22 protein-coding genes are annotated in these 25,113 nt (G+C 59.7%); 14 read left to right on the forward strand and 8 right to left on the reverse strand.

Annotated elements, in window-relative coordinates:
* Positions 1 to 34 precede the first annotated feature (34 nt).
* From odhB to brnQ, 5 genes are all read left to right on the forward strand, one after another.
* A complete protein-coding gene (gene odhB / locus HX807_RS04540; RefSeq protein ID WP_008434003.1) occupies positions 35 to 1,267 on the forward strand; it encodes a 2-oxoglutarate dehydrogenase complex dihydrolipoyllysine-residue succinyltransferase in 1,233 nt (410 codons plus the stop codon).
* Between the two features lie 95 nt (positions 1,268 to 1,362).
* The gene (gene lpdA, locus HX807_RS04545) at positions 1,363 to 2,799 is read left to right on the forward strand and encodes a dihydrolipoyl dehydrogenase (RefSeq protein ID WP_003210568.1); all 1,437 of its coding nucleotides are present in this window, start codon (positions 1,363 to 1,365) and stop codon (positions 2,797 to 2,799) included.
* 214 nt (positions 2,800 to 3,013) lie between these two features.
* A complete protein-coding gene (sucC, locus tag HX807_RS04550) occupies positions 3,014 to 4,180 on the forward strand; it encodes an ADP-forming succinate--CoA ligase subunit beta (protein WP_003210567.1) in 1,167 nt (388 codons plus the stop codon).
* Positions 4,180 to 5,061 (forward strand): succinate--CoA ligase subunit alpha, encoded by an 882-nt coding sequence (gene sucD / locus HX807_RS04555; protein ID WP_003210566.1) that lies wholly within the window; start codon positions 4,180 to 4,182, stop codon positions 5,059 to 5,061. Before sucC ends, sucD begins: the two co-directional genes overlap by 1 nt.
* A 417-nt stretch (positions 5,062 to 5,478) precedes the next feature.
* On the forward strand, positions 5,479 to 6,792 hold the full coding sequence (brnQ, locus tag HX807_RS04560; RefSeq protein ID WP_003210565.1) for a branched-chain amino acid transport system II carrier protein: 1,314 nt from the start codon (positions 5,479 to 5,481) through the stop codon (positions 6,790 to 6,792).
* Between the two features lie 149 nt (positions 6,793 to 6,941).
* Here the strand turns inward: brnQ and HX807_RS04565 are convergent, their stop codons facing one another.
* Entirely contained in the window at positions 6,942 to 7,184 is a 243-nt protein-coding gene (locus tag HX807_RS04565; protein WP_003210564.1) for a hypothetical protein, read from the reverse strand.
* 157 nt (positions 7,185 to 7,341) lie between these two features.
* On the opposite strand from HX807_RS04565, the gene HX807_RS04570 reads away from it, so the two are divergent.
* The 4 genes from HX807_RS04570 (at position 7,342) to HX807_RS04585 (ending at position 11,056) form a co-directional block, all read left to right on the forward strand.
* Positions 7,342 to 7,818 (forward strand): PaaI family thioesterase, encoded by a 477-nt coding sequence (locus tag HX807_RS04570; RefSeq protein ID WP_003210563.1) that lies wholly within the window; start codon positions 7,342 to 7,344, stop codon positions 7,816 to 7,818.
* On the forward strand, positions 7,815 to 8,267 hold the full coding sequence (locus HX807_RS04575; protein WP_177019613.1) for a PaaI family thioesterase: 453 nt from the start codon (positions 7,815 to 7,817) through the stop codon (positions 8,265 to 8,267). Before HX807_RS04570 ends, HX807_RS04575 begins: the two co-directional genes overlap by 4 nt.
* Positions 8,268 to 8,356: 89 nt before the next feature.
* The gene (gene htpG, locus HX807_RS04580; RefSeq protein WP_177049346.1) at positions 8,357 to 10,261 is read left to right on the forward strand and encodes a molecular chaperone HtpG; all 1,905 of its coding nucleotides are present in this window, start codon (positions 8,357 to 8,359) and stop codon (positions 10,259 to 10,261) included.
* A 66-nt stretch (positions 10,262 to 10,327) separates the two neighbouring features.
* The gene (locus HX807_RS04585; RefSeq protein WP_008434010.1) at positions 10,328 to 11,056 is read left to right on the forward strand and encodes a dienelactone hydrolase family protein; all 729 of its coding nucleotides are present in this window, start codon (positions 10,328 to 10,330) and stop codon (positions 11,054 to 11,056) included.
* 135 nt (positions 11,057 to 11,191) lie between these two features.
* Here the strand turns inward: HX807_RS04585 and HX807_RS04590 are convergent, their stop codons facing one another.
* Both HX807_RS04590 and HX807_RS04595 read right to left on the reverse strand, forming a co-directional pair.
* Positions 11,192 to 12,064: a pirin family protein gene (locus HX807_RS04590; protein ID WP_177049349.1), complete on the reverse strand. Its 873-nt coding sequence runs from the start codon at positions 12,062 to 12,064 to the stop codon at positions 11,192 to 11,194.
* 64 nt (positions 12,065 to 12,128) lie between these two features.
* Complete coding sequence (locus tag HX807_RS04595; RefSeq protein WP_003210558.1) at positions 12,129 to 12,545, reverse strand: OsmC family protein; 417 nt, start codon at positions 12,543 to 12,545, stop codon at positions 12,129 to 12,131.
* A gap of 140 nt (positions 12,546 to 12,685) precedes the next feature.
* Between HX807_RS04595 and HX807_RS04600 the strand changes: the two genes are divergently transcribed.
* Both HX807_RS04600 and HX807_RS04605 read left to right on the forward strand, forming a co-directional pair.
* The gene (locus HX807_RS04600; protein ID WP_177049351.1) at positions 12,686 to 13,690 is read left to right on the forward strand and encodes an amidohydrolase family protein; all 1,005 of its coding nucleotides are present in this window, start codon (positions 12,686 to 12,688) and stop codon (positions 13,688 to 13,690) included.
* 148 nt (positions 13,691 to 13,838) lie between these two features.
* Complete coding sequence (locus tag HX807_RS04605; protein WP_134327086.1) at positions 13,839 to 15,464, forward strand: methyl-accepting chemotaxis protein; 1,626 nt, start codon at positions 13,839 to 13,841, stop codon at positions 15,462 to 15,464.
* A 506-nt stretch (positions 15,465 to 15,970) separates the two neighbouring features.
* Here HX807_RS04605 and fabB read toward each other — a convergent pair.
* The 5 genes from fabB to HX807_RS04630 form a co-directional block, all read right to left on the reverse strand.
* On the reverse strand, positions 15,971 to 17,191 hold the full coding sequence (gene fabB, locus HX807_RS04610; protein WP_003210553.1) for a beta-ketoacyl-ACP synthase I: 1,221 nt from the start codon (positions 17,189 to 17,191) through the stop codon (positions 15,971 to 15,973).
* An 11-nt stretch (positions 17,192 to 17,202) separates the two neighbouring features.
* Complete coding sequence (gene fabA, locus HX807_RS04615) at positions 17,203 to 17,718, reverse strand: 3-hydroxyacyl-[acyl-carrier-protein] dehydratase FabA (RefSeq protein WP_003210552.1); 516 nt, start codon at positions 17,716 to 17,718, stop codon at positions 17,203 to 17,205.
* A gap of 248 nt (positions 17,719 to 17,966) precedes the next feature.
* On the reverse strand, positions 17,967 to 19,868 hold the full coding sequence (locus HX807_RS04620) for an ATP-binding protein (protein ID WP_177049353.1): 1,902 nt from the start codon (positions 19,866 to 19,868) through the stop codon (positions 17,967 to 17,969).
* On the reverse strand, positions 19,865 to 20,776 hold the full coding sequence (locus HX807_RS04625; RefSeq protein WP_177049355.1) for an ABC transporter substrate-binding protein: 912 nt from the start codon (positions 20,774 to 20,776) through the stop codon (positions 19,865 to 19,867). The genes HX807_RS04620 and HX807_RS04625 overlap by 4 nt, the downstream gene beginning before the upstream one ends.
* A gap of 20 nt (positions 20,777 to 20,796) precedes the next feature.
* Positions 20,797 to 22,929 carry a TonB-dependent siderophore receptor gene (locus tag HX807_RS04630; RefSeq protein WP_085984626.1) on the reverse strand — a complete coding sequence of 711 codons (2,133 nt, stop codon included), beginning with the start codon at positions 22,927 to 22,929 and terminating at the stop codon, positions 20,797 to 20,799.
* A 195-nt stretch (positions 22,930 to 23,124) separates the two neighbouring features.
* On the opposite strand from HX807_RS04630, the gene HX807_RS04635 reads away from it, so the two are divergent.
* The 3 genes from HX807_RS04635 to sixA are packed head-to-tail and all read left to right on the forward strand — an operon-like array spanning position 23,125 to position 24,954.
* Complete coding sequence (locus HX807_RS04635; protein WP_003210548.1) at positions 23,125 to 24,150, forward strand: NAD(P)H-dependent glycerol-3-phosphate dehydrogenase; 1,026 nt, start codon at positions 23,125 to 23,127, stop codon at positions 24,148 to 24,150.
* Positions 24,151 to 24,160: 10 nt separating this feature from the next.
* Positions 24,161 to 24,508 (forward strand): DUF4389 domain-containing protein, encoded by a 348-nt coding sequence (locus HX807_RS04640; protein ID WP_003210547.1) that lies wholly within the window; start codon positions 24,161 to 24,163, stop codon positions 24,506 to 24,508.
* Positions 24,505 to 24,954 (forward strand): phosphohistidine phosphatase SixA, encoded by a 450-nt coding sequence (gene sixA, locus HX807_RS04645; protein WP_102606228.1) that lies wholly within the window; start codon positions 24,505 to 24,507, stop codon positions 24,952 to 24,954. Before HX807_RS04640 ends, sixA begins: the two co-directional genes overlap by 4 nt.
* Positions 24,955 to 25,113: the final 159 nt, after the last annotated feature.

Here is a 25,113-nt window from a genome sequence, read left to right on the forward strand (position 1 = left end):
CTGACTGAAACCGAATTTTAAGGACCCACAGATAATGGCTATCGAAATCAAAGCCCCGTCATTCCCGGAATCGGTTGCCGATGGCACCGTTGCCACCTGGCACAAGAAACCAGGCGAGGCCGTCAAGCGTGACGACCTGATCGTCGACATCGAAACCGACAAGGTCGTGCTCGAAGTGTTGGCTGAAGCTGACGGCGTGCTGGGCGCAATCGTTGCCGAAGAAGGCGCTACCGTCCTGTCGAACCAGGTACTGGGCTCGATCGAAGAGGGCGGTGCTGCTGCCGCTGCTCCTGCTCCTGCCGCCGCTGCGGCACCGGCTGCTGCCGCAGCTCCAGCTGCTGCACCGGCTGCGGGTGGCGAAGATCCAATCGCTGCACCGGCTGCGCGTCAGCTGGCTGACGAAAACGGCATCAACCTGGCGTCCATCAAGGGCACCGGCAAAGATGGCCGTGTGACCAAGGAAGACGTGGTTGCCGCCGTTGAAGCCAAGAAAAACGCTCCAGCTGCTGCGCCTGCCAAGGCTGCTGCCCCGGCTGCCGCTGCTCCTGTGTTCGCCGCTGGCGACCGCACCGAGAAGCGCGTACCGATGACCCGCGTGCGTGCCACCGTGGCCAAGCGCCTGGTTGAAGCACAGTCGAACATGGCGATGCTGACTACTTTCAACGAAGTCGACATGACCGAAGTCATGGCCCTGCGTTCGAAGTACAAGGACCTGTTCGAGAAGTCCCACAACGGCGTACGCCTGGGCTTCATGTCGTTCTTCGTGAAAGCGGCCACCGAAGCGCTGAAACGCTTCCCGGCAGTCAACGCTTCCATCGACGGCGGCGACATCGTTTACCACGGTTATGCTGACGTCGGCGTTGCCGTCTCCAGCGACCGTGGCCTGGTGGTACCGGTTCTGCGTAACGCCGAGCTGATGAGCCTGGCTGAAATCGAAGGCGGCATCGCCAACTTCGGCAAGAAGGCCCGTGACGGCAAACTGACCATCGACGAGATGACCGGTGGTACCTTCACCATCACCAACGGTGGTACTTTCGGTTCGATGATGTCGACTCCGATCGTCAACCCGCCACAAGCTGCGATCCTGGGCATGCACAACATTCTGCAGCGTCCTATGGCGATCAACGGCCAAGTGGTTATCCGCCCGATGATGTACCTGGCGCTGTCGTACGATCACCGCCTGATCGATGGTAAAGAAGCCGTGACTTTCCTGGTGACCATCAAGAACCTGCTGGAAGACCCGGCTCGTCTGCTGCTGGATATCTGATAAAGCGGCGGTGCGCCGTACCACCCGGTCTGCCGCGAGGCAGGCCGGAGTGCGGCTCACGGCTTGAAGCTTTTAGCTAAAGAGGATTTTTTTTCATGTCGCAGAAATTTGACGTTGTAGTGATTGGCGCAGGCCCTGGCGGCTACGTTGCCGCCATCAAGGCCGCACAACTGGGCCTCTCGACTGCTTGCATCGAAAAATACACCGACAAGGAAGGCAAACTGGCGCTGGGCGGTACTTGCCTGAACGTTGGCTGCATTCCTTCCAAGGCGCTGCTGGACAGCTCCTGGAAATTCCACGAAGCGCAAGACGGTTTTGCCATCCACGGCATCAACCACGCTGGCGTGACCATGGACGTGCCAGCGATGGTCGGCCGCAAGGCCAACATCGTTAAAGGCCTGACTTCCGGCGTTGCTACCCTGTTCAAGGCCAACGGCGTTACTTCCCTGCAAGGCCACGGCAAACTGCTGGCCGGCAAGAAAGTTGAAATCACCAAGCCTGACGGTTCGACCGAAATCATCGAAGCCGAGAACGTGATCCTGGCTCCAGGTTCGCGTCCAATCGACATTCCACCGGCTCCGGTCGACCAGAACGTGATCGTTGATTCGACCGGCGCCCTGGAATTCCAAGCGGTTCCAAAACGTCTGGGCGTGATCGGCGCTGGCGTGATCGGCCTGGAACTGGGTTCGGTCTGGTCCCGCCTGGGTTCCGAAGTGACCGTGCTGGAAGCCCTGGACACGTTCCTGCTGGCTGCCGACACCGCAGTGTCCAAAGAAGCGCTGAAAACCCTGACCAAACAAGGTCTGGACATCAAGCTGGGCGCTCGTGTTACCGGTTCCAAGGTTAACGGCGAAGAAGTTGTCGTGACCTACACCGACAAGGATGGCGAACAGACCATCACTTTCGACAAGCTGATCGTAGCCGTTGGTCGCCGTCCGGTGACCACTGACCTGCTGGCTTCCGACAGCGGCGTGAACATCGACGAGCGTGGTTTCATCCACGTTGACGATCACTGCGCTACCACCGTGCCGGGCGTCTACGCCATTGGCGACGTGGTTCGCGGCATGATGCTGGCGCACAAGGCTTCCGAAGAAGGCATCATGGTTGTCGAGCGCATCAAGGGTCACAAGACCCAGATGAACTACGACCTGATCCCGTCGGTTATCTACACCCACCCGGAAATTGCATGGGTCGGCAAGAACGAACAGCAGTTGAAAGCTGAAGGCGTTGAAGTTAACGTCGGCACCTTCCCGTTTGCCGCTTCTGGCCGTGCCATGGCAGCCAACGACACCGGTGGTTTTGTCAAAGTCATCGCTGATGCCAAGACTGACCGCGTATTGGGCGTCCACGTGATCGGCCCAGGCGCAGCAGAACTGGTTCAGCAAGGCGCAATCGGTATGGAATTCGGCACCAGCGCCGAAGACATCGGCATGATGGTTTTCTCCCATCCGACCCTGTCCGAAGCGCTGCACGAAGCCGCGTTGGCAGTGAATGGCCATGCCATCCACATCGCCAACAAGAAGAAGCGCTAAGCGAGATAATAAGAAACCACGGCGGTTGCCCGTCGTGAGCCTTGTGCGCAAGACTCACCGCGGAATATCCGCTGGACGCAGTCTTGCGCAGTTTCACCACCCAGGGTTCAGGCCTTTGGTGGTTTGACTGTGCAAGCAGCAGTCACAGGTGGCGCGGCACTCAATAAAGAGCGCAGCGCCGAATGCGCAGTACCTAACGAAGACGGTAATAAGCATGAATCTTCACGAGTATCAGGGTAAGCAGCTGTTCGCTGAATACGGCCTGCCAGTATCCAAGGGTTACGCAGTAGACACCCCGGAAGCAGCAGCAGAAGCTTGCGACAAAATCGGCGGCACCGAGTGGGTTGTCAAAGCCCAGGTTCACGCTGGTGGTCGCGGTAAAGCGGGCGGCGTCAAGCTGGTTCGCAGCAAAGAAGACGCCAAAGCCTTCGCTCAGCAGTGGCTGGGCAAGCGTCTGGTGACTTACCAGACTGATGCCAATGGCCAGCCAGTCACCAAGATCCTGGTTGAATCGTGCACTGATATCGCTAAAGAGCTGTACCTGGGCGCTGTCGTTGACCGTTCGAGCCGTCGCATCGTGTTCATGGCCTCCACCGAAGGTGGCGTGGACATTGAGAAGATCGCTGAAGAAACCCCAGAAAAAATTCTGAAAGCCACTATCGATCCACTGGTTGGCGCTCAGCCATTCCAGGGTCGCGAGCTGGCATTCCAGTTGGGTCTGGAAGGCAAGCAAGTTGCCCAGTTCGCCAAGATCTTCGTAGGTCTGGCCAAACTGTTCCAGGATCACGATCTGGCCCTGCTGGAAGTGAACCCGCTGGTGATCAAGGCTGACGGCGATCTGCATTGCCTCGATGCCAAGATCAACATCGACGCCAACGCCATGTACCGTCAGCCTAAGCTGAAGACTTTCCACGATCCGTCGCAAGACGATCCGCGCGAAGCGCACGCTGCCAAGTTCGAACTGAACTACGTAGCCCTGGAAGGTAACATCGGTTGCATGGTCAACGGTGCTGGCCTGGCCATGGGTACCATGGACATCGTCAACCTGCATGGCGGCAAACCAGCCAACTTCCTCGACGTAGGCGGCGGTGCCACCAAAGAACGCGTTACCGAAGCGTTCAAGATCATCCTGTCCGACTCCAACGTCGCTGCAGTACTGGTCAACATCTTCGGCGGCATCGTTCGTTGCGACATGATTGCCGAAGGCATCATCGGTGCAGTGAAAGAAGTCGGCGTTAAAATCCCGGTTGTTGTGCGCCTTGAAGGTAACAACGCTGAACTGGGCGCTAAAGTACTGGCAGAAAGCGGTTTGAACATCATCGCTGCTACCAGCCTGACCGACGCTGCTCAACAAGTTGTCAAAGCTGCGGAGGGCAAATAATGAGCGTCCTGATCAATAAAGACACCAAGGTTATCTGCCAGGGTATTACCGGTTCCCAAGGTAGTTTCCACACCCAGCAAGCCATCGAATACGGCACCAAGATGGTGGGTGGCGTTACTCCTGGTAAAGGCGGCACCGAGCACCTGGGCCTGCCAGTGTTCAACACCGTGAAAGATGCTGTAGCTGCCACTGGCGCCACCGCCAGCGTGATCTACGTTCCAGCTCCTTTCTGCAAGGACTCCATCCTGGAAGCAGCATTCGGCGGCATCAAGCTGATCGTTTGCATCACCGAAGGCATTCCTACCCTGGACATGCTGGACGCTAAAGTTAAGTGCGACGAGCTGGGCGTAGTCCTGATCGGCCCTAACTGCCCAGGCGTGATCACTCCAGGCGAATGCAAGATCGGCATCATGCCAGGTCACATTCACTTGCCAGGTAAAGTCGGTATCGTTTCCCGTTCCGGCACCCTGACCTACGAAGCTGTCAAGCAGACTACTGACGCCGGTTTCGGTCAGTCGACTTGCGTCGGCATCGGCGGTGACCCGATCCCAGGCTCGAACTTCATCGACATCCTGAAGCTGTTCCAGGAAGACCCGAAGACCGAAGCGATCGTAATGATCGGTGAGATCGGCGGTTCGGCTGAAGAAGAAGCGGCTGCCTACATCAAGGCACACGTGACCAAGCCGGTTGTTTCCTACATCGCTGGTGTGACTGCCCCTGCTGGCAAGCGCATGGGCCATGCTGGCGCAATCATCTCTGGCGGCAAGGGTACTGCAGACGAGAAGTTTGCTGCCCTGGAAGACGCAGGCGTTAAAACCGTGCGTTCGCTGGCAGACATCGGCAAGGCTTTGTCCGAGCTGACCGGTTGGGCTGTCAAGTAAGCCTCGCGCTTAACTGACGCTTCACCCCACAAAGGCCACCTTCGGGTGGCCTTTGTGCATTCTGAAGGTTGGTGGAGATCAAAATGTGGGAGCGGGCTTGCTCGCGAAAGCGGTGTGTCAGTCAGCTCATGAGTGGCTGATACACCGCTTTCGCGAGCAAGCCAGCTCCCACATTCGATCGTATTTCAAAATTTAGATATAAAAACGCGACATAAAAATGTCGCTTATCGGACAGTTCGCCCCGCAACAGTGCGTTTGACCCGCAAATTCGTTAGGCTAGCCGCCTCTTTATGCGTACGCATCCCAAAAGGAAGCCTCGCGCCAGACCGGTCGGTCCCCATCCGGACCGGCAGTATTTCCCTCATCCATAGGGAAGCCCTCTCTAAATTCCGATTCAGTAGTGTGGTATTTCCTCAAATGAAAGTGTTGAAAAGCCAGGACATCCTGGCGTTGGGCTTTATGACTTTTGCCCTGTTCGTGGGCGCCGGCAACATCATCTTCCCGCCAATCGTCGGTTTACAGTCCGGGCCTCATGTCTGGATGGCAGCGCTGGGCTTCCTGATCACCGCGGTCGGTTTGCCGGTGATCACCGTTGTCGCCCTGGCCAAAGTCGGTGGTGGCATGGACGCGTTGAGCAGTCCGATCGGCAAGATCGCCGGTGGCTTGCTGGCAGCGGCGGCCTACCTGGCTGTCGGCCCGTTGTTCGCCACCCCGCGAACCGCCACCGTTTCCTTTGAAGTGGGCCTGGCGCCGCTGACCGGTGAAAGCCCGCTGGCGCTGTTCCTCTACAGCTCGGTGTACTTCCTGTTGGTGTTCTTCATCTCCCTGTACCCGGGCCGCCTGCTGGATACCGTCGGTCGTTTCCTGGCACCGTTGAAGATCATCGCCCTGGCCGTCTTGGGCATTGCTGCCTTTGCCTTGCCGGCCGGCGATGTGGGTGTTGCCACCCCTGAGTACGTGGCGGCACCGTTCTCCCAGGGCTTTATCAATGGTTACCTGACCATGGATACCCTCGGCGCGCTGGTATTCGGCATTGTGATCGTCAACGCGATCCGCTCCCGTGGCGTCGAGTCGCCGAAGCTGATCACCCGCTACGCGATCATCGCCGGGCTGATTGCCGGTGTGGGCCTGGCGCTGGTGTACATCAGCCTGTTCCGCCTCGGTTCGGGCAGCCATGAAGTGGCGGCCGGCGCCGCCAACGGCGCCGCCGTGCTGCACGCCTACGTCCAGCACACCTTCGGCTCCCTGGGCAGCGGCTTCCTCGCCGTGCTGATTTCCCTGGCGTGCCTGGTAACCGCGGTGGGCCTGACCTGCGCCTGCGCCGAGTACTTCAGCCGCGTACTGCCGCTGTCCTATAAGACCCTGGTGGTGATCCTGGCGGTATTCTCGCTGTTTGTGTCCAACCTGGGCCTGACCAAGCTGATCGCGTTCTCGATCCCGGTGCTGACCGCCATTTACCCGCCGTGCATCGTGCTGGTGGCCCTGAGCTTCTGTAAGGACTTCTGGCAGGAGCAGGGCCGGATCGTTGGCCCGGTGATGCTGGTGTCGTTCATCTTCGGTTGCATTGACGCGCTGAAGGGCGCGGGCCTGGCTGACTGGATGCCATCGCAACTGGCTCACCTGCCGCTGAGCGAGCAGGGCCTGGCGTGGCTGGTGCCTTCGGTGATGACGCTGGTGGTTGCGGTGGTGATTGACCGCCTGCTGGGCAAACGCAGTGAAGCGATGGCTTAAACGTTTAGCCATTAACTTGTGCCGGGGTTTAGTTCGAAGTTTCGAGCTGCCCGGCCGGGTTAAAAACACCGGACAAAGTAAAGCCCGCTATTAAGCGGGCTTTCTTTTGCAACATGACTTTTCAAGTCACAGTGTTCAAGTCGTCAGACTCAAGAACCGGTTGCAGGTGTTGCTTCTTTCGCAGCAGCTTCGTTCGATTCAGCCTGAGCTTTGGCAGCATCGGCGTTTTCTTTCGCAGCGTCGTTCACTTTATCCTGTGCTTTCGCCATGTCTTTCTGAGCTTGCTCAGAGTGGGCTGCGGCGTCTTGGGCTTTGTCTTCGGATTTTTTGTCGCAGGCAGCGAGGCCGAGGGCAGCAGCCAGCATCATGGAAATAGCTAAAGTCTTGCGCATGGGGTGTTTCTCCTTATTGAAGATATCTACTGGCCTTTCGAGCCTATGCCCAACGCTTAGTTCCTTAAATCTCACAGATATATAAGGCTTTTCCCTAGGGAACTTTCAGTAAGGTTGTCTACTCCGCCGGCTCCACACTAATAAGAGTCTTTAACGAATGACCGAAAATCCTCTTTTATCCCGTGCCACGCGCTTTGTTTCAGCCTTGCGCCACTGCCAGGTGCTGGGCATCCAGGTGCACGCCGCCAGTGAGGACGGCATGACGCTGGTGTTGCCCTATGCTCCGCATATCGTCGGTGACCCGCAGACCGGCGTGATCCACGGCGGCGCCATCACATCCTTGATGGACACCGCCTGTGGCATGGCTACCTTGTGCGTACTGCCGGAGTTCGAGGTTTGCCCGACCCTGGACCTGCGCATCGACTACATGCACCCGGCCGAGCCCCATAAACCGGTATTCGGCTTTGCCCAGTGCTACCGGGTGACCACCGACGTGATCTTCACCCGCGGCTTCGCCTACCAGGACGATCCGCAGCAACCGATTGCCCACGTGGTGGGCACGTTCATGCGCATGGGCAAGCGCCTCAAGGGCAGCCAGGGCCTGGGCAATGCAATCAAGGGAGAACAGGCATGACCCATCAATTCAAGACCCGTCTGCAGCAAGCCCACGAGCGCGGCAACTATGACGCGCTGCTCAACCTGATTCCCTACGCCAGGCTGATCGGTATCGAATGCACGCGCCTGGGGGATGAATTGCTGTTCCGCATGCCGGCCAACAAGGACAACATTGGTAACCCGATATTGCCGGCGATCCACGGCGGGGTGATCGCGGGCTTCATGGAGCTGTCCGCAGCCTTGCATTTGCTGGTATTCACCGGTGCGCCTGGTGTTCCCAAGATCATCGATTTCTCCCTGGATTACCTGCGCGCCGGCCAGTTTCGCGACACCTACGCCAAATGCCAGGTGTGGCGCCAGGGCCGGCGGGTGGCCAACGTGGCGATCACCGCATGGCAAAGTACCCAGGCCGAACCGATTGCCACCGCCCGTGCGCATTTCAAGATTGAGGAACCTGCTCGCCCTTGAAATCCTGGTCTTAGCCCCCAACTTTGATGACAACCCGCCGCCAACCCTCAAGGGCGCGGCCACTGCCATCCAATTGGAGTTTGATGACCATGAGTGTGGAAACTCAAAAGGAAACCCTGGGCTTCCAGACCGAGGTGAAGCAACTGCTGCACCTCATGATCCATTCGCTGTATTCCAACAAGGAAATTTTCCTTCGCGAATTGATCTCGAACGCCTCTGACGCTGTCGACAAATTACGTTTCGAAGCCCTGTCCAAGCCTGAGTTGCTGGAAGGTGGCGCGGAACTGAAAATCCGTGTGAGCTTCGACAAGGACGCGAAAACCGTCACCCTCGAAGACAACGGTATCGGCATGAGCCGTGACGATGCGATCACCCACCTGGGGACCATCGCCAAATCCGGCACCGCTGATTTCATGAAGAACCTGTCGGGCGACCAGAAGAAAGATTCGCACCTGATCGGCCAGTTCGGCGTGGGCTTCTACTCGGCCTTCATCGTTGCCGACAAGGTTGAAGTATTCAGCCGCCGTGCCGGCCTTGCCGCCAGCGAAGGCGTGCACTGGTCTTCCAAGGGCGAGGGCGAATTTGAAATCGCCACTGTCGACAAGGCTGATCGTGGTACCCGCATCGTCCTGCACCTGAAGTCCGGTGAAGACGAGTTCGCCGATGGCTGGCGTCTGCGCAATATCATCAAGAAGTACTCCGACCACATCGCGTTGCCGATCGAGTTGCCGAAAGAACAAGCGGCGGCCGAAGGCGAAGAAGCCCCGGCCCAGGAATGGGAAGTGGTCAACCGCGCCAGCGCCCTGTGGACCCGTCCTCGTACCGAAGTCAAGGACGAGGAATACCAGGAGTTCTACAAGCACATCGCCCACGATTACGAAAACCCGCTGAGCTGGAGCCACAACAAGGTCGAAGGCAAGCTGGAATACAGCTCGCTGCTCTACGTACCGGCCCGTGCTCCGTTCGACCTGTACCAGCGTGAAGCGCCGAAAGGCCTGAAGCTGTATGTGCAGCGCGTGTTCGTGATGGACCAGGCGGAATCGTTCCTGCCGTTGTACCTGCGCTTTATCAAGGGCGTGGTTGACTCCAACGACCTGTCGCTGAACGTGTCGCGGGAAATCCTGCAGAAAGACCCGATCATCGACTCGATGAAGTCGGCGCTGACCAAGCGTGTCCTCGACATGCTGGAAAAGCTGGCGAAAAACGAGCCTGAGCAATACAAGGGCTTCTGGAAAAACTTCGGCCAGGTCATGAAAGAAGGCCCGGCAGAAGATTTCGCCAACAAGGAAAAAATCGCCGGCCTGCTGCGTTTCGCATCGACCAACGGTGACGACGGCGAGCAGAACGTTTCCCTGGCTGAATACCTGGCTCGCGCCAAGGAAGGTCAGGACAAGATCTACTACCTGACCGGTGAAACCTACGCTCAGGTCAAGAACAGCCCGCACCTGGAAGTCTTCCGCAAGAAAGGCATCGAAGTGCTGCTGCTGACCGACCGCATCGACGAGTGGCTGATGAGCTACCTCAGCGACTTCGACGGCAAGAGCTTTGTTGACGTCGCCCGCGGCGACCTGGACCTGGGCAACCTGGATTCCGAAGAAGACAAGAAAGCCGCTGAAGAAGTGGCCAAGTCCAAAGAGGGTCTGGTTGAGCGAATCAAGGCCGCCTTGGGCGATGCCGTCAGCGAAGTGCGGGTTTCCCACCGTCTGACCGATTCCCCGGCGATCCTGGCCATCGGCGAGCAGGACCTGGGCATGCAGATGCGTCAGATCCTGGAAGCCAGCGGTCAGAAGGTTCCGGATTCCAAGCCGATCTTCGAATTCAACCCGGCTCACCCGCTGATCGAGAAACTCGACGGCGAGCAGAGCGAAGAGCGGTTTGGCGACCTGTCGCACATCCTCTTCGACCAGGCAGCCCTGGCTGCCGGCGACAGCCTGAAAGACCCGGCCGCTTATGTGCGCCGACTGAACAAGCTGTTGGTTGAACTGTCGGTTTAACACCGTTGTAGAAAAACCCGCTTCGGCGGGTTTTTTCGTTCTGGAGCCTTTCACCTGGAGTAAATGATGAGCCAAATCACCGTGCGTTCCGTGGTCTATCAGATTGATGGCCAGTCTTATGAAAGCCGCCTGGCATTTGATGCCAGTCATAAGGGCCCGCTGCCAGGGTTGTTGATGGCGCCGAACTGGATGGGTGTCAGTGCCGGCGCTGAAGAGATCGCCAAGAGTGTGGCCAGCAAGGGCTACGTGGTGCTGCTTGCCGACCTGTACGGGCAAACCGTCCGCCCTTCGAACGGCGATGAAGCGGGTGCGGCGATGATGCCGTTGAAGAATGACCGGCCGCTGTTGAACAAGCGCATGCAGGTCGCGCTTGATCACCTGAAAACCCAGACTGAAGCGGCGGTGGATACCTCGAAGCTGGCGACCTTTGGTTTCTGCTTCGGTGGTTGCTGCTCCCTGGAGCTGGCACGTACAGGTGCACCGTTGAAAGCTGCCGTTTCGTTCCACGGCAGCCTCGACACGCCGAACCCGGCCGATGCAAAAAACATCAAGGGTTCCGTGCTGGTGTTGCACGGTGCTTCCGACCCGTTGGTGCCGAAGGAGCAACTGCCGGCGTTTGAAGACGAAATGAACGCCGCCGGTGTGGATTGGCAATTGCTGAGCTACGGCGGTGCGGTGCACTCGTTTACCGACCCGCACGCGAATGTGCCGGGCAAGATGATGTATGACGCGAAGACCGCTGCGCGGGCCTTTCAGTCGATGCATAACTTGCTGGATGAAGTGTTCAAGGGCTGATAGTTCGGTTGCCTGAGCTGGCCCCTTCGCGAGCAAGCCCGCTCCCACATTTTAACCGTGTACATCCTGAAGGAACGCGGTCGAAATGTGGGAGCGGGCTTGCTCGCGAAGGCTGTTTCACAGGCAATAAAGCGCTTAAGCCTTGCCTCCAGGCAACTCGATCCGCTCACTTTCCCCCGGCACTGTCGGCCAATCCCCAGCCGCCCAACGCTGCCGAGCCTGCTCGATCAACGCCGGATCACTCGCGACAAAATTCCAGTTAATCCGCCGTGGCCCATCCAGTGCCGCGCCGCCGAACATCACCAGGTGGCAATCAGTCTCGGCAAACAGCCCCATGCTTGCGCCTGCCGGCAACACCACCAGGCTATGCACCTCCAGCACTTCGCCATCCAACTGCGCCTCACCCTCCAGCACATACACCGCCCGTTCTTCATGCTCATCCGGGATCAGCAGGGTGGTAGCCGTCTGCATCCGCACCTCGGCATACAAGGTGGGCGACAACACCGGCACCGGCGATTCGAGGCAAAAGCCATTGCCGGCAATCAGGCGAATCTGCACGCCGAGGTTATCGCTCACCGGCAAGCTGGCGGCCGGATGATGGCTGTAATGCCCAGGCCCTTGTTCATGTTCCTTGGGGGAGGCCAGCCACACTTGCAACCCGTGCAGGCTGAAACCACTGGCCTTCAACGCCTCGGGGCTGCGTTCAACGTGGGCAATGGCACTGCCGGCTGTCATCCAGCTGACGTCCCCGGCCTTGACCACCTGATCGGAGCCGAGGCTGTCCTTGTGCAGGAGTTCGCCTTCAAACAGGTAGGTCAGGGTAGAGAGGCCGATGTGCGGGTGTTGGCGAATGTTCATGCCGGTACCCGGGGCATAACGGGTTTGCAGCATATGGTCGAAAAACACGAAAGGCCCGACGCTGCGGCATTGCCTGGAGGGCAGTGGGCGCAGGATCGGTTGGCCTTCCACATCTTCGGCGCGCGGGCGAATCACGGTCACGGTGGTCATGGTGCTTCCCAGTCTGAGCGGGTCTGATGGTACTGAGCATAACCCGCTCGACGGGAGGTTGCCGCTACTGGCTGAAGGCGCCTTCGGAGAGCCGGGTCTCAATGGTGACTTCGGCCGTGGTCATCAGCTTGTGCACCGGGCAGCGATCCGCCACGCGGTGCAGCTCGTCGCGCTGCTCGTCAGTGAGTACGCCCTTGAGGGTCAGTTTGACGTTGAGCTTGTATTTGCCCTTTTGCTCTTCGGTGCTGTCATGGGTGACTTCCACGGTCACGCCGGTCAGCGGTATGTCTTTTTTCTGCGCATAGAGCTTGACGGTCAGGGCCTTGCAGGACGCCAGTGCGGCGTCGAAGTAATCGTGGGGGGAGGGCGCCGAATCGTCACCGCCCAGGCTCTTGGGCAGGTCGGTAAACAGCTCGTGGTTATTGATATTGACGCTGTGGCGGAAGTTTTCGGCGTTCAGCGTGTTCACGGTAACAGGCATGGCAAACCTCACAGGGTGGCAGGAAGAAGCTCATGCAGTTATAGAGCATGCTGGCACGTTGGTGTTCCCCGTTGTTTACCGCTGAACCCGCAGGCGCGGTCCGAGGTCTACCGGCATTAGCCCTTGTTTGAGATACCCCCGTGCTCCGGACCCGCCTGAGTATTGCCCTGTTGCTGACCGCCGCAAGCCTTGCGGTGCAGGCTCGCGACTATGCCTACAGCGATGCACACCTGCATTACGTCGATTTCTTCCAGGAGTCGGCGGGCATGGATAAATTACTCAAGGCCATGGCCGATAATCGCATCGAGCACGTGATGATTTCCGGCATTCCGGTGGCCAAGAAATGGCATGAGGACGAACCCAAGCGGCCGCGCTATTACGCCGGGGACGACGCCGACGCCTATTGGTATAGCGCCACCGACGTGTTCGTCGCCGATGCGGTCAATAAACTGAGCCCGGAGCAACGTCAGCGCTTTCATCCGTTCCTCAGTGGTTTCAATCCCAACGATAAAAATGCCGCATCCCATATCCAGCGCATGCTCGATCTCAATCCTGGGCTCTGGCAAGGCATCGGCGAAGTCTTCACCCGTCACGACGACCTGACCGCGCTGACCTCCGGCGACACCCCAAGGGCCAACAACGAGGCGATGACCCGCATCTATCACCTGGCCGCGGAGAATGATCTGCCGGTGATGGTGCATTCCAACATCACCTCCAAGCGTGAGAAAAATCCGTTGTACCTGGCGGAAATGGAAGAGCCGCTGCGTAATCACCCGCACACCCGGTTTATCTGGGCCCACGCGGGCAGCAGCATGGAGATCCATCGGCACCAGACGCAGATGGATTTTTTGCTGCCGACCCTGGCGCGCATGCTGGAGGCTTACCCCAACCTTTACGTCGACCTGTCCTGGAGCGTGCTCACGCCTTACTTGCTGGATGAGGCGGGAAAGGCACGCCCTGAGTGGGTAAAGCTGGTGGAGCGCTTCCCGGACCGCTTCATGCTTGGCTCAGACGTAGTAGGACGCTTCAACAAGCTCGGTAAGGAAATGCGCAGCTTTGACCCGTTCCTCGATGCGTTGCCTGAGGATGTAGCCAGAAAGGTCGCGCGGGACAATTTCCTGGCGATTCTGCCCAAGCCCAGGTGATGGGTTTAGCTGAATCGCTACAGCCGGGGCGGGGCGATCGTTAGGCGTTTTGATATCGCGTTTTCGTCTTAGGCAAAAGTCTCAACTCGCCGATACCTTTCAAGAGCCCGCTGCAGGTGGATGCAGCGCTTTTGGAAGGATTCCGAGCATGAATATCAGAAGTCTGAATATCGCCCCTCGCGCCGGCCTGGGGTTTGGTTTGCTGGCGCTGATGGTGTTTGCCCTGGGCGGGTTCGCCTTGTTGCAGATGGGCAATATGCGCCAGCAGTCTGACCAGGTGGAAAACAACTGGCTGCCCAGCGTGATGGCGGTCGGCGAGATGAATCAGGACCTGCTGCGGGTGCGGGCCCTGACGTTGCGGCTGCTGCTTAACCGCGACCCGCAGGCAATCACGCAGAATGAGCAGAAAATCACCGAGCTGAAAAGCGGCCTGCACAAGGCTCAGTCCCTCTATGAAGGCTTGATCGTGCTGCCTGAAGAGCGGGTGCTGTTCGATCGCTTTAAAACCGAGGAAGAGCGTTACCTGCAGCGCCAGGAACAGGTGATGGCGTTTTCCCAGGCGAATCAGTTGGAAGACGCGATCAAGGTGGTCAACGGCGAGATGAACCAGTTGGCCGACGAACTGGCCGGTACCCTGCGTGAGCTGGTGACGTTGAACAAGGTCAGTGCCAATCAGGCGGCGAGCCTGGCGCAAAGTGTGTTCACGCAATCGCGCAGTTGGGTGGTTGGCATGATTGCCGTGACGGCGCTGATCACCATCGGCCTGGCATTGTTGCTGACCCGCAGTATTGTGCTGCCGTTATCCCAGTCTTTGAAAGTCGCCCAGGGTGTGGCCAGTGGCGATCTGACCGGGGTGATTACTGTCAGCGGCCAGGATGAGCCGGCGCGTTTGCAGCAGGCGCTGAAAAGCATGCAGGAGAGCCTGCGGGAAACCATTCGGCGTATTTCCGATTCGTCCAGCCAGTTGGCGTCGGCTTCCGAAGAGCTTAGTTGCGTGACCGAAGATGCCACCCGTGGGTTGCATCAGCAGAGTCAGGAAATTGAGCAGGCGGCTACTGCGGTGAACCAGATGACGGCGGCGGTGGAGGAGGTGGCGAGCAATGCGGTGGCTACGTCCCAGGCATCGCGGGAGTCGGATCGTATCGCTCAGCACGGGCGCGAGCAGGTGCATCAGACGGTGTTGTCGATTGAGTCCCTGGCGGATGATGTGACGGCCAATGCGACTCAGGTGGAGGACCTGGCGCAGAAGGTATATGGCATCAGCAAGGTGCTGGATGTGATTCGTTCGATTGCCGAGCAGACCAATTTGCTGGCGCTGAATGCCGCCATCGAAGCGGCGCGAGCTGGGGATGCCGGGCGTGGGTTTGCGGTGGTGGCGGATGAGGTGCGTGCCTTGGCGCATCGTACGCAGCAGTCGACCCAGGAAATCGAGCAGATGATCAGTGGGATTCAGCAGGGGACTGATCAGGCTGTCAGCTCCATGCAGCAGAGCAATACTCGGGCGCGGTCAACGTTGGATATCGCCAAGTCGGCGGGGACGGCGCTGGAGGAGATTGCTTCGGCGTTTACCCTGATCAATGAGCGCAACCTGGTGATTGCCAGTGCCTCGGAAGAACAGGCGGCGGTGGCGCGGGAGGTGGATCGCAATTTGATGAATATTCGCGATTTGGCACAGCAGACGTCGGCGGGGGCGAACCAGACCAGTGCGGCGAGCCAGGAGTTGTCGCGGTTGGCGGTGGATCTCAACACGATGGTGGCTCGGTTTTCGGTTTAGGTTGTTGGGGGGGGCATATCCGTTGCTGCGGTCACGGCGGCTTATGGTTTCGCTCTTACAGCGAGTCACTTTGCAAAAAAGCGGCAAAGTAACCAAAGCGCTCTGCCCCGCCTGTCGGCGGGGCGCCTAAGATCAAAAGCAAGAGCACGGCGGCCTGGAAGCCGACCTGAGTGTTAGAAGCAAAAGCAGAACCGCTTTTCTGTCGGAGCCGGCTTGCCGGCGAAAACCTGAGAACGCCGCGTTGAATCAGTATGCCAGCGTCATCGTTAACGACCTTCGCGAGCAAGCCCGCTCCCACATTGGACCGTGCCCGTTTTAGCTTTTGATTTTGCTTCTAAACACTCAAGCCTGAGCGAGGTGCCGAGTGATCGGGCAAGAGCGTTTTGCTTACTTTTGACTGGGCACGCATTCCGGCTTTCAAAAGTGAGCCACTGTAAGCGCGGTAAACGGGTAAAAAAACGCCCCGAACCAGTCGGGGCGTTTTCAGGCGATCAAGCTGCGAGAGCTTACTTACCCTGCCAGCGTTTCAGCACCAGGGTGGCGTTAGTGCCACCAAAGCCGAAGCTGTTGCTCATCACTGTATTGATGGTCGCATCTTCACGAGTCTTGGTCAGGATAGGCATGTCAGCCACGTCCGGGTCCAGTTCCTCGATGTTGGCAGAACCTGCCATGAAGTTGCCTTCCATCATCAGCAGGCAGTAGATCGCTTCGTGAACGCCAGCGGCGCCCAGGGAGTGACCCGACAGGCTCTTGGTAGAGCTGATCGCCGGAGCCTTGTCGCCGAATACCGCACGCACGCCTTCCATTTCCTTGGAGTCGCCGACCGGAGTCGAAGTACCGTGGGTGTTCAGGTAGTCGATCGGGGTATCAACGGTGGACATGGCCATCTGCATGCAGCGGATGGCGCCTTCGCCGCTTGGCGCAACCATGTCGTAGCCGTCGGAAGTCGCGCCGTAGCCGACGATTTCCGCGTAGATCTTCGCACCACGGGCCAGGGCGTGTTCCAGCTCCTCGACCACCACCATGCCGCCACCGCCGGCAATGACGAAACCATCACGGTTCTTGTCATAGGCGCGGGAGGCTTTGTCCGGGGTTTCGTTGTACTGGGTCGACAGGGCGCCCATGGCGTCGAACAGGAACGACTGGCTCCAATGTTCTTCTTCACCGCCGCCGGCAAACACGATGTCCTGCTTGCCCAACTGGATCTGTTCTACAGCGGTACCGATGCAGTGAGCACTGGTGGCGCAAGCGGAGGAGATCGAGTAGTTCACGCCCTTGATCTTGAACGGCGTGGCCAGGCAGGCGGAAACGGTGCTGCCCATGGTCCGCGTGACGCGGTACGGGCCAACGCGCTTGACGCCTTTCTCGCGCAGGATGTCCAGCGCTTCCATCTGGTTCAAGGTCGACGCGCCACCGGAACCGGCGATCAGGCCGGTGCGCACGTTGGATACCTGGTCTTCGCTCAGGCCGGAATCGGTGATCGCGTCCTTCATGGCCAGGTAGGCGTAAGCGGCTGCGTGGCCGACGAAGCGATAGATCTTGCGATCGATCAGTTCTTCGAGGGGCAGGTCGATGGAGCCGGAAACCTGGCTACGCAGACCCATTTCGGCATATTCCGGGTTGAAGCGGATGCCAGGGCGACTTGCACGCAGGTTAGCGGAGACGGTCTCTTTGTCATTGCCCAGGCACGAAACAATGCCCAGACCAGTGATAACGACGCGGCGCATGCGGATAACCCTTAAAAGTTGTCAGTGGAAGTGAATACGCCGACCCGAAGGCCTTCGGCAGTATAAATCTCGCGACCGTCGACAGTCACCGAACCATCGGCAATGGCCAGGTTCAGCTTGCCCTTGAGGACGCGCTTGATTTGAATGTTGTAAGTGACTTTCTTGGCGGTCGGCAAGACCTGGCCAAAGAACTTCACTTCGCCCGAACCCAGGGCGCGACCGCGGCCCGGCAGGCCTTGCCAGCCCAGGTAGAAACCGACCAGCTGCCACATGGCGTCAAGGCCCAGGCAGCCCGGCATCACCGGATCGCCTTCGAAATGGCAGGCGAAAAACCACAGGTCAGGGGTGATATCCAGCTCGGCGACCAATTCACCTTTGCCGTACTTGCCACCCTCTTCGCTGATATGGGTGATGCGATCCACCATCAGCATGTTCGGGGCGGGCAGTTGCGCGTTACCTGGGCCGAACAGCTCACCGCGACTGCAGCGCAGCAGGTCTTCCCGAGTAAAGGCGTTTTGTTTGGTCATGCGAGCTCCTCAATAATCCCATGCGGCAGGGCAGGGCAAATCTTCCCGGCCGACTGAAGCGTTCATGCCTCATATCGGCAGCCTACACATAGACTATTGCGTTGTAGTGAAAGTCACAGCGTCAAGGTCATGAATGTACACTTGTGCACTGAAATTATAAACCGGGCCGGTTTACGGGCCCGTTCGGGTGCCTAAGACTGCCGCACTTTCGTCTTTCACGCCAGTCGCAGTTGGCTGATGGCACCGTGTTACTGCACCCATCTCTGCAGGATTTGCTGCAAATCCGTGCGTTTGAACGGCTTTGCCAGGTAATCGTTCATTCCAGCTGCCAGGCAGGCTTCGCGATCGCCCTGCAAGGCATTGGCCGTGAGGGCAATGATTGGCAGCTCGGCGCAACCGGGCAACTGGCGAATCTGCCGGGTAGCCTCGTAGCCATCGATGCCCGGCAGTCGGCAGTCCATCAGGATTGCGGTAAAAATCAGGCTTTCGGCGCTGCGAATCGCTTCGGCGCCGTCGGTGGCGATGCTCACCTCGAACCCCAGGCTGCGCAGCATGGCTTCGACCACCGTGCGATTGACCGGGTTGTCTTCCACCAGCAACACGTTGCGCCCTTCGCCCGCACGGGCATTGCCTTCGGTATTCGGCGCGAGCACCGGCAAGCTCTGCTGGTAGATCGCCAGCGGAATTTCCAGGGTAAACACCGAGCCGTGGCCTTCTTCGCTCTGGGCGCGCAGGGTGCCGCCCATGCGTTCGGCCAGGGTGCGTGCGATAGGCAGTCCCAGTCCGGTGCCGCCGTAACGTCTTGAAATGGAACTGTCGGCTTGCTGGAACGCATCGAACATCAGTTCCAGGCGCTCGGCGGAAATGCCAATCCCGCTATCGCGCACGGTGCAGGTGAACCACAGCAATTCATGGTCCAGGGTCTGCCAGTGGGGTTCGACGGTGACGGTGCCCTGCTCGGTGAACTTCAGGGCATTGCCGATCAGGTTCACCAAAATCTGCCGGATGCGGGTCGGGTCGCCCTGTACTTGCAGCGAGCCCAGGCCCTGGGGGATCGGCACTTCGAGCGCCAGCCCGCGTTGTTGGGCGGCGTGCTGGAAGGCCTGGGCGCAACTGCCGATCAGCTCCACCAGGTTGAACGGAATGTGCTCAAGCTCCAGGGCCGCGCGCTCGATGCGCGAGAAGTCGAGGATGTCGTTGATCACCTTCAGCAGGTGTTCGGTGGACTCCGAGGCCAGTGCCGCGTATTCGGTCTGTTCCTCGGTCATGTCGGTGGTTTCCAGCAGTTGCAGCATGCCCAGCACCCCGTTCATCGGCGTGCGCAATTCATGGCTCATCATCGCCAGGAAGTCCGACTTGGCATTGTTCGCCCGCTCGGCTTCTTCGCGGGTCTGGATCAACTGGGCCATGGCCTGGTGCTGTTCACGACTGGCCTGGTTCAAGCCATCGGCGAGGTTATTGATGTGGCGCGACAGGTCGCCCAGCTCCGAGTCATCCACGATGGGCAGCGGCGTCTGGTAATCGCCCTGCTGGATCGCCTTGACCGCATTGCCCATGGCGCTGATCGGTTGCGACAGGCTGGCCGCCAGGCGCCGGGCCAGCAGGAAGGTAAACAGCAGGGCGAACAGCGCGAGAATCCCGGCCTTGAACAGGATTTCCTGCTGGCGCTGGCTGAACGCATCGTTGGACATGCCGACAATCACTCGCCCCAGGTAGTCCGCGCGCGGGGCCTTGGGCTCGGCAGTACTGTCCTGGAAGAAGTCATTGCCCAGCTGGATATGTTGCAGGCGAACCGGCGCCTGGAAGACTTTCACCGACAGCGAGCGATCGTGCTTCTCCGACGGTTGCTCGACATACACCAGGATATTTTCTGCGCTGTCCTGAATCTCCAGGAAGCGCACGTGCGGCGTGGCGAGGGTGGCCCGCAACAGGCTTTCAAGCACGTCGTTGTTGCCGGAAATCACCCCGTATTCGGTGGCCGGCGCCAGTTGGTTGGCGATCAACTGGCCGGTGTGGTCCAGTTCCTGGCGCAGGTCCTGGATCCGCACGAAGGTGAAGAAGCTGATCAACAGCAGCGTCAGCAGGAGTGCCGGGCCCAGGGTAATGAGCTGGGTCCGGGTGTTGATGTCCCAACGGCGACGAAATGTCATGGGCGTTTTTCTCCTTCGGCCAGGTGGGCGGCGACGTTGGTTTCGTCCACCTGTTCGATCCCCAGTGAGCGCGCAACCTGCGGGTTGCCTACGACTTTGAAACGTTCCGGGTACATCGAGCGCGGCCAACTGGCCGGCGCATGATCCAGCAGGCGGTCGAGCACATCCAGCCAGTCGGTCTGATCGCTGTAGGTGCTGGCCAGGCTGCCGGCCTTGACGAACCCGGCGTTGGGCCCGACCAGTGGTAATTGCCTGGCGTAGCTGCTGAGCAGCAGGTTTTTCGCGGTTTTCGGGTTGTACAGCTGGGGATCATCCAGCCCCAGCAAGACGTCGCTGTTCTTGAACAGGCTTTGCAGCGGGCGACTGTCATTAATGTTTTCCCAAAGCTGGGGCACGATCTCCAGGCCCATGGGCGCGGCGTACTGGCGCAGCTCGCGCAGCAGGAACTCGCTGTCGATGCCATAGAGCACGCCGATGCGCCGGGCCTGAGGCAGGATGCCGGTGATCAGGCGCAGTTGTCGGTCCAGCGGTGGGTCGCTCCACAGCAGGCTGATCTTCGCAGGCAACGTGGCACCCAGGCGCTGGCGCGCTTGCAGGCGGCTGATGCGCAGCACCAGGGTCGGTGGGCCCTGGGCGTCTTGCAGGCGCCAGTCAAGGCTGGGCAGGTCCAGCAGGATCAGGCGGGTGCTGGTCGGCAAGTTTGCGGGGGCGGGCAGGTCCTTGAGCGGGGTGAACTTCACGCTGTCTTCGGGACGCTGCAGGGCCAGGGCCTGGACGAATGTTTGTACGCCCGGGCCGTCTTCGTCGGCGGTCAGCAGGATATCCGCTGCCCATGTCGGTGCGGCAAACAGTAAAACCCCAAGCAACACACAGCACCGCCAGAGCCGGGCGGTAAAGGGCAGGGTCATCCGTGACGAGTCGCTGTCCACTAGAACTCTAACTCCGCACTGAAGTAGAGCACGTGGCGTTGGTCATAGTTGTTGTCGGGCCAGGTGGTGGGCTGATTGTCGAGGCGTTGTTGCAACATGCCGGCCAGCTCCACGTTGGCTTTGCCCAAGGCAATGCGCTTGGCCACCCGCAGGTCGACCCGTTCGAAGCGATACTGGTTGAGCGCATCGTCGCCATAGTAGAACACCGCGCTGGACCAGCCATGGCCCCATTCCCGCATCCAGCCGGCCGAGCCGCTGTTGCGGGCGGTCTGCTGCCTGTCCAGGGGGTTGGTGGCGCTGGCATCCACATAAGCATAGGTGACGCGCAGCCGGTCGGCGGTGCTCATGTGCCAGTCGAGCTGGGTTTCGGTGCCGGTAAAGCGCGAGCTGTTCGAGTTGCTGGCGATGTACTGGTTGTTGCGCAGCGGCTCGCTGACCATTTCGCTGATTTCGTCGTAGAACAGCTTCACGTCGACGTTCAGCCCGATGTCGGCAAAAAAGCCGTTGTAGCCCAGCTCCCGGGAGCGCATCAGCTCTTTGTCGAGGTTGCCCGGGCCACGGGTCACCACGAAGTATTGGCCGGAGTTCTGGCCGTAGGCCGGCGAGCTGAGGTTGGTGACGCGGTAGCTCCAGTTGACGTTGTTCTCGAACATGTCCGGGGAGCGAATGGCTTCGGAGTACACCGCGCGCAGGCCGTGGCGCGGGTTGATCAGGTAGTTGACGGCCACCCGTGGCGTCAGCGAGTTGCCGCTCAGGTGAGTGTCTTCGTACATCGCGCCGCCCTGCAGCAGCCAGTGTTCGCTGGCCCGCCATTCCAGGTGGCCGAACAGGCGCCAGGTGGTGTCGTCCAGGGTGCCGTTGAAGTAGGTGTCGGAGTCGGCGCGGTCGTAGCGGTAGTTCATGCCGCTGACCAGGCGCAGGCTGTCGGACAGGCTGAGGGTGTCTTGCAGCTCCAGGTCGTAGCGGCTTTCCTTGGTGCTTTGGTCGATGTTGCCGCAGACCGGGTCCTTGCCGCCGTCTCCCCATTGCTGGAGCACCTGGCGGGCCAGTGCCTGCTCGGCGGCGCTGCCGGGTGGGAGGTTGCCTGGGTTGAAGTTGTTCATGTGCCGGGCCAGTCGCTCGGCATAGTTGGGGTTGAGCTGCCACAGCTGCGTCAGTTCCGGGCTGAACGAGACCTTGGCATCGCACGCGCGCCAGATCTGCCGGCGATCCCACTGCTGGGCCGAACCCTGGATATACAGGCTGTGATCGGGGTTGAAATCGAAGTTCCAGCGCAGGGAACCGGCATAGTCCTTGGCGCTGACGTCGGAATTGTTACCGCCTTCGGTAATCCCGTCGAACACTGGTTGGTAGGTGTAAGGGCGCTGGTTGGTGCCTTCCTTGGCGTCCAGTTGCCAGTCGATGCTTTGTTGCGCATTCAGGGTCTGGCTCACGGCCAGGCTGAAGCGGTTCAGGCGGCGCCCGTCGCGGCGGTCAGCGCCCACGCGGTCGCTGTCAAAGCCATCGTCCTGTTGACCGGAGAGTGACAGGCGCAAATCGCCGGTGTCCCAGCCCATGCCCTGGCTGGCGTACCAGTCGTTGATCCCTCGGCCGCCCTGGGTGAGTTTCATCCGCGTGCCATGGCTGTTGGCCGGCGAGCGGGTGAGGATGTTGACGACGGCCATCAGCGCGTTGGCGCCGTAGCTGACGGTATTGGGGCCGCGGAAGACCTCGATGCGGTCGATGTCTTCCAGGGCTACCGGAATATCGCTCCAGTCCACCGTGGCCAGGCCCGCGCGGTACACCGAGCGCCCATCGATCAACACCTGCATGCGCCGCGCATCGCCCGCCTGGGTGCCGTGGTAATTCACGGCGGCCTGGTTGCCGGTGGTGTAGCCGACCATCATCCCGGGCACCAGCCGCAGCAGTTCGGGGATATCCCGTGCGCCGCTGGCCTTGATCAGCTCGCTGTCGATCACCGTCATGCTGCCGGGCACGGCGGCGGCCGATTGCTTGAGCCGGGTGGCGGTCAGCACCTGCGGCAGCGGCTGGCTGTCGAGGAACAGGTCGTCAGCCAGCACCGGCACACTGCACCACGGCATGCACAACAACGTCAGCAGAAGGGATGAGCGTGGAGGAGGGCCCAAATACACGGCACGGCCTTGATAATTACGGATAGCCGCCCATGTTAACTGAGGTGGGGCCTTTTGCCAGTCGTCGGCCCTGTAATTACTTCGCACAAATGTCGCATTTTCCGACAAGCGTTTGAATTGACGCGGGGGCTGGCCGCAGGCGGGTCGCTCCGTATAATGCGGCCATCGCCACTGCTATGGATTAACGGATTGCATATGACTGAACAGCGCCCTATTGCGGTCCTGGGAGGCGGAAGTTTTGGTACCGCCGTGGCTAATCTGCTGGCTGAAAATGGTCACCGGGTGCGCCAATGGATGCGTGACCCCGAGCAAGCCGAAGCCATTCGGGTCAACCGGGAAAACCCCCGTTACCTTAAAGGCATCAAGATTCTGCCGGCCGTGGAGCCGGTGACTGATTTACAGGCGACGCTGGACGAGTGCGACCTGTGCTTCGTCGCGCTGCCCTCCAGCGCTTTGCGTTCGGTGCTTGCACCCCATGCCGAGCGGCTGGCGGGCAAGCTGCTGGTGAGCCTGACCAAGGGCATTGAGGCGCACACCTTCAAGTTGATGAGCGAGATCCTTGAAGAAATCGCCCCCGAAGCGCGGATTGGCGTGTTGTCCGGGCCGAACCTGGCGCGGGAAGTGGCTGAGCACGCGCTGACTGCCACGGTGATCGCCAGTGAAGACGAAGAACTCTGCGAGCGGGTGCAGGAGGTGCTGCACGGTCGCACCTTCCGCGTGTACGCCAGTGCCGACCGTTTCGGCGTCGAGCTGGGCGGGGCGTTGAAGAACGTCTACGCGATCATCGCCGGCATGGCGGTTGCGCTGGGCATGGGTGAAAACACCAAGAGCATGCTGATCACTCGCGCCCTGGCCGAGATGACCCGGTTTGCGGTCAATCAGGGCGCCAACCCGATGACCTTCCTTGGCCTGGCGGGTGTGGGCGACCTGATCGTCACCTGCTCGTCACCGAAAAGCCGCAACTATCAGGTCGGTTTTGCCCTTGGCCAGGGCTTGAGCCTGGAAGACGCCGTGACGCGTTTGGGCGAAGTGGCGGAAGGCGTCAACACCCTGAAGGTGCTGAAGGCCAAGTCTCAGGAGGTCGGGGTGTATATGCCGCTGGTTGCCGGGTTGCACGCGATCCTGTTTGAAGGGCGCACCTTGAACCAGGTCATCGAGTTGCTGATGCGCGCCGAGCCGAAGACCGATGTCGACTTTATTTCCACCAGTGGTTTCAACTGAGGAACGCGTCATGAACGATCCGAAAGCAGCTCCCAAGTACGAATCCATTGGCCTGCGTGTGCTGTGGATGCTGGTGTTTGCCCTGGTGTGGCAAGTGGCGCAGTTTCTGCTGGGCGCGCTGGTGGTGGTGCAACTGGTTTATCGCCTGGTGTATGGGGCGCCGAACCTGGGGCTGATGAATTTTGGTGACAGCCTGAGTCAGTTCTTGGCGCAGATTGGGCGGTTTGGCAGTTTTCACAGTGATCAGAAGCCTTGGCCGTTTGCCGATTGGCCGACGCCCCGTGCACCGGAAGGTGAGGCTGCTCACAGTGTGCCGCCTGCACCGCATCCGGCGCGTGATGAGGAACCCAAGCTATGAAGGTGTGGGTGTTGCGTCACGGTGAGGCCGAGGGGCATGCGCGTACGGATGCCGAGCGTAATTTGACGGCCCATGGGCGCGATGAGGTGTTGCGCAGTGCGGGGCATCTGATTGGGCAGCCTGTGCGGGCGATTATTGCCAGTCCGTATGTGCGGGCGCAGCAGACGGCGCAGTTGGTGCGGGAGGCGTTGGGGTTTGAGCCTGAGATCCGCACTGTGCCTTGGTTGACGCCCGAGAGTAATCCGCTGGAGGTGCTCAAGCATCTCGATAATGACGATGATGTGTTGTTGGTTAGTCATCAGCCGTTTGTGGGGGGGCTGATCAGTTATTTGCAGCATGGGCATTTTCGGCAGCCGCAGGCTATGAGTACGGCGAGTTTGGCGGAGTTGGAGGGGGATTTTCCGTTGGCGGGGTTGATGAGTCTTTTGAGTGTTCGGAATCCTTAATGTTGGTTTTGGGTACATATCCGTTGCTGCGGTAACGGCTGCTTATGGTTCCGCTCTTACAGCGGGTCACTTTTTTACAAACGCCTAAAAAAGTAACCAAAAAACGCTTTGCCCCACCACTCGGTGCCTCGCCTAGGCTCGGCATGCCCGCACTCCGGC

The organism is Pseudomonas sp. D8002 (assembly GCF_013385695.1).
In the GTDB taxonomy this organism is placed as follows: domain Bacteria; phylum Pseudomonadota; class Gammaproteobacteria; order Pseudomonadales; family Pseudomonadaceae; genus Aquipseudomonas.

Excerpts from the sequence above, each read along its gene's own strand:
- odhB (WP_008434003.1), top strand. The coding sequence starts at position 35 with ATGGCTATCGAAATCAAAGCCCCGTCATTCCCGGAATCGGTTGCCGAT.
- lpdA (WP_003210568.1), top strand. The coding sequence starts at position 1,363 with ATGTCGCAGAAATTTGACGTTGTAGTGATTGGCGCAGGCCCTGGCGGC.
- sucC (WP_003210567.1), top strand. The coding sequence starts at position 3,014 with ATGAATCTTCACGAGTATCAGGGTAAGCAGCTGTTCGCTGAATACGGC.
- sucD (WP_003210566.1), top strand. The coding sequence starts at position 4,180 with ATGAGCGTCCTGATCAATAAAGACACCAAGGTTATCTGCCAGGGTATT.
- brnQ (WP_003210565.1), top strand. The coding sequence starts at position 5,479 with ATGAAAGTGTTGAAAAGCCAGGACATCCTGGCGTTGGGCTTTATGACT.
- HX807_RS04565 (WP_003210564.1), bottom strand. The coding sequence starts at position 7,184 with ATGCGCAAGACTTTAGCTATTTCCATGATGCTGGCTGCTGCCCTCGGC.
- HX807_RS04570 (WP_003210563.1), top strand. The coding sequence starts at position 7,342 with ATGACCGAAAATCCTCTTTTATCCCGTGCCACGCGCTTTGTTTCAGCC.
- HX807_RS04575 (WP_177019613.1), top strand. The coding sequence starts at position 7,815 with ATGACCCATCAATTCAAGACCCGTCTGCAGCAAGCCCACGAGCGCGGC.
- htpG (WP_177049346.1), top strand. The coding sequence starts at position 8,357 with ATGAGTGTGGAAACTCAAAAGGAAACCCTGGGCTTCCAGACCGAGGTG.
- HX807_RS04585 (WP_008434010.1), top strand. The coding sequence starts at position 10,328 with ATGAGCCAAATCACCGTGCGTTCCGTGGTCTATCAGATTGATGGCCAG.
- HX807_RS04590 (WP_177049349.1), bottom strand. The coding sequence starts at position 12,064 with ATGACCACCGTGACCGTGATTCGCCCGCGCGCCGAAGATGTGGAAGGC.
- HX807_RS04595 (WP_003210558.1), bottom strand. The coding sequence starts at position 12,545 with ATGCCTGTTACCGTGAACACGCTGAACGCCGAAAACTTCCGCCACAGC.
- HX807_RS04605 (WP_134327086.1), top strand. The coding sequence starts at position 13,839 with ATGAATATCAGAAGTCTGAATATCGCCCCTCGCGCCGGCCTGGGGTTT.
- fabB (WP_003210553.1), bottom strand. The coding sequence starts at position 17,191 with ATGCGCCGCGTCGTTATCACTGGTCTGGGCATTGTTTCGTGCCTGGGC.
- fabA (WP_003210552.1), bottom strand. The coding sequence starts at position 17,718 with ATGACCAAACAAAACGCCTTTACTCGGGAAGACCTGCTGCGCTGCAGT.
- HX807_RS04620 (WP_177049353.1), bottom strand. The coding sequence starts at position 19,868 with ATGACATTTCGTCGCCGTTGGGACATCAACACCCGGACCCAGCTCATT.
- HX807_RS04625 (WP_177049355.1), bottom strand. The coding sequence starts at position 20,776 with ATGACCCTGCCCTTTACCGCCCGGCTCTGGCGGTGCTGTGTGTTGCTT.
- HX807_RS04635 (WP_003210548.1), top strand. The coding sequence starts at position 23,125 with ATGACTGAACAGCGCCCTATTGCGGTCCTGGGAGGCGGAAGTTTTGGT.
- HX807_RS04640 (WP_003210547.1), top strand. The coding sequence starts at position 24,161 with ATGAACGATCCGAAAGCAGCTCCCAAGTACGAATCCATTGGCCTGCGT.
- sixA (WP_102606228.1), top strand. The coding sequence starts at position 24,505 with ATGAAGGTGTGGGTGTTGCGTCACGGTGAGGCCGAGGGGCATGCGCGT.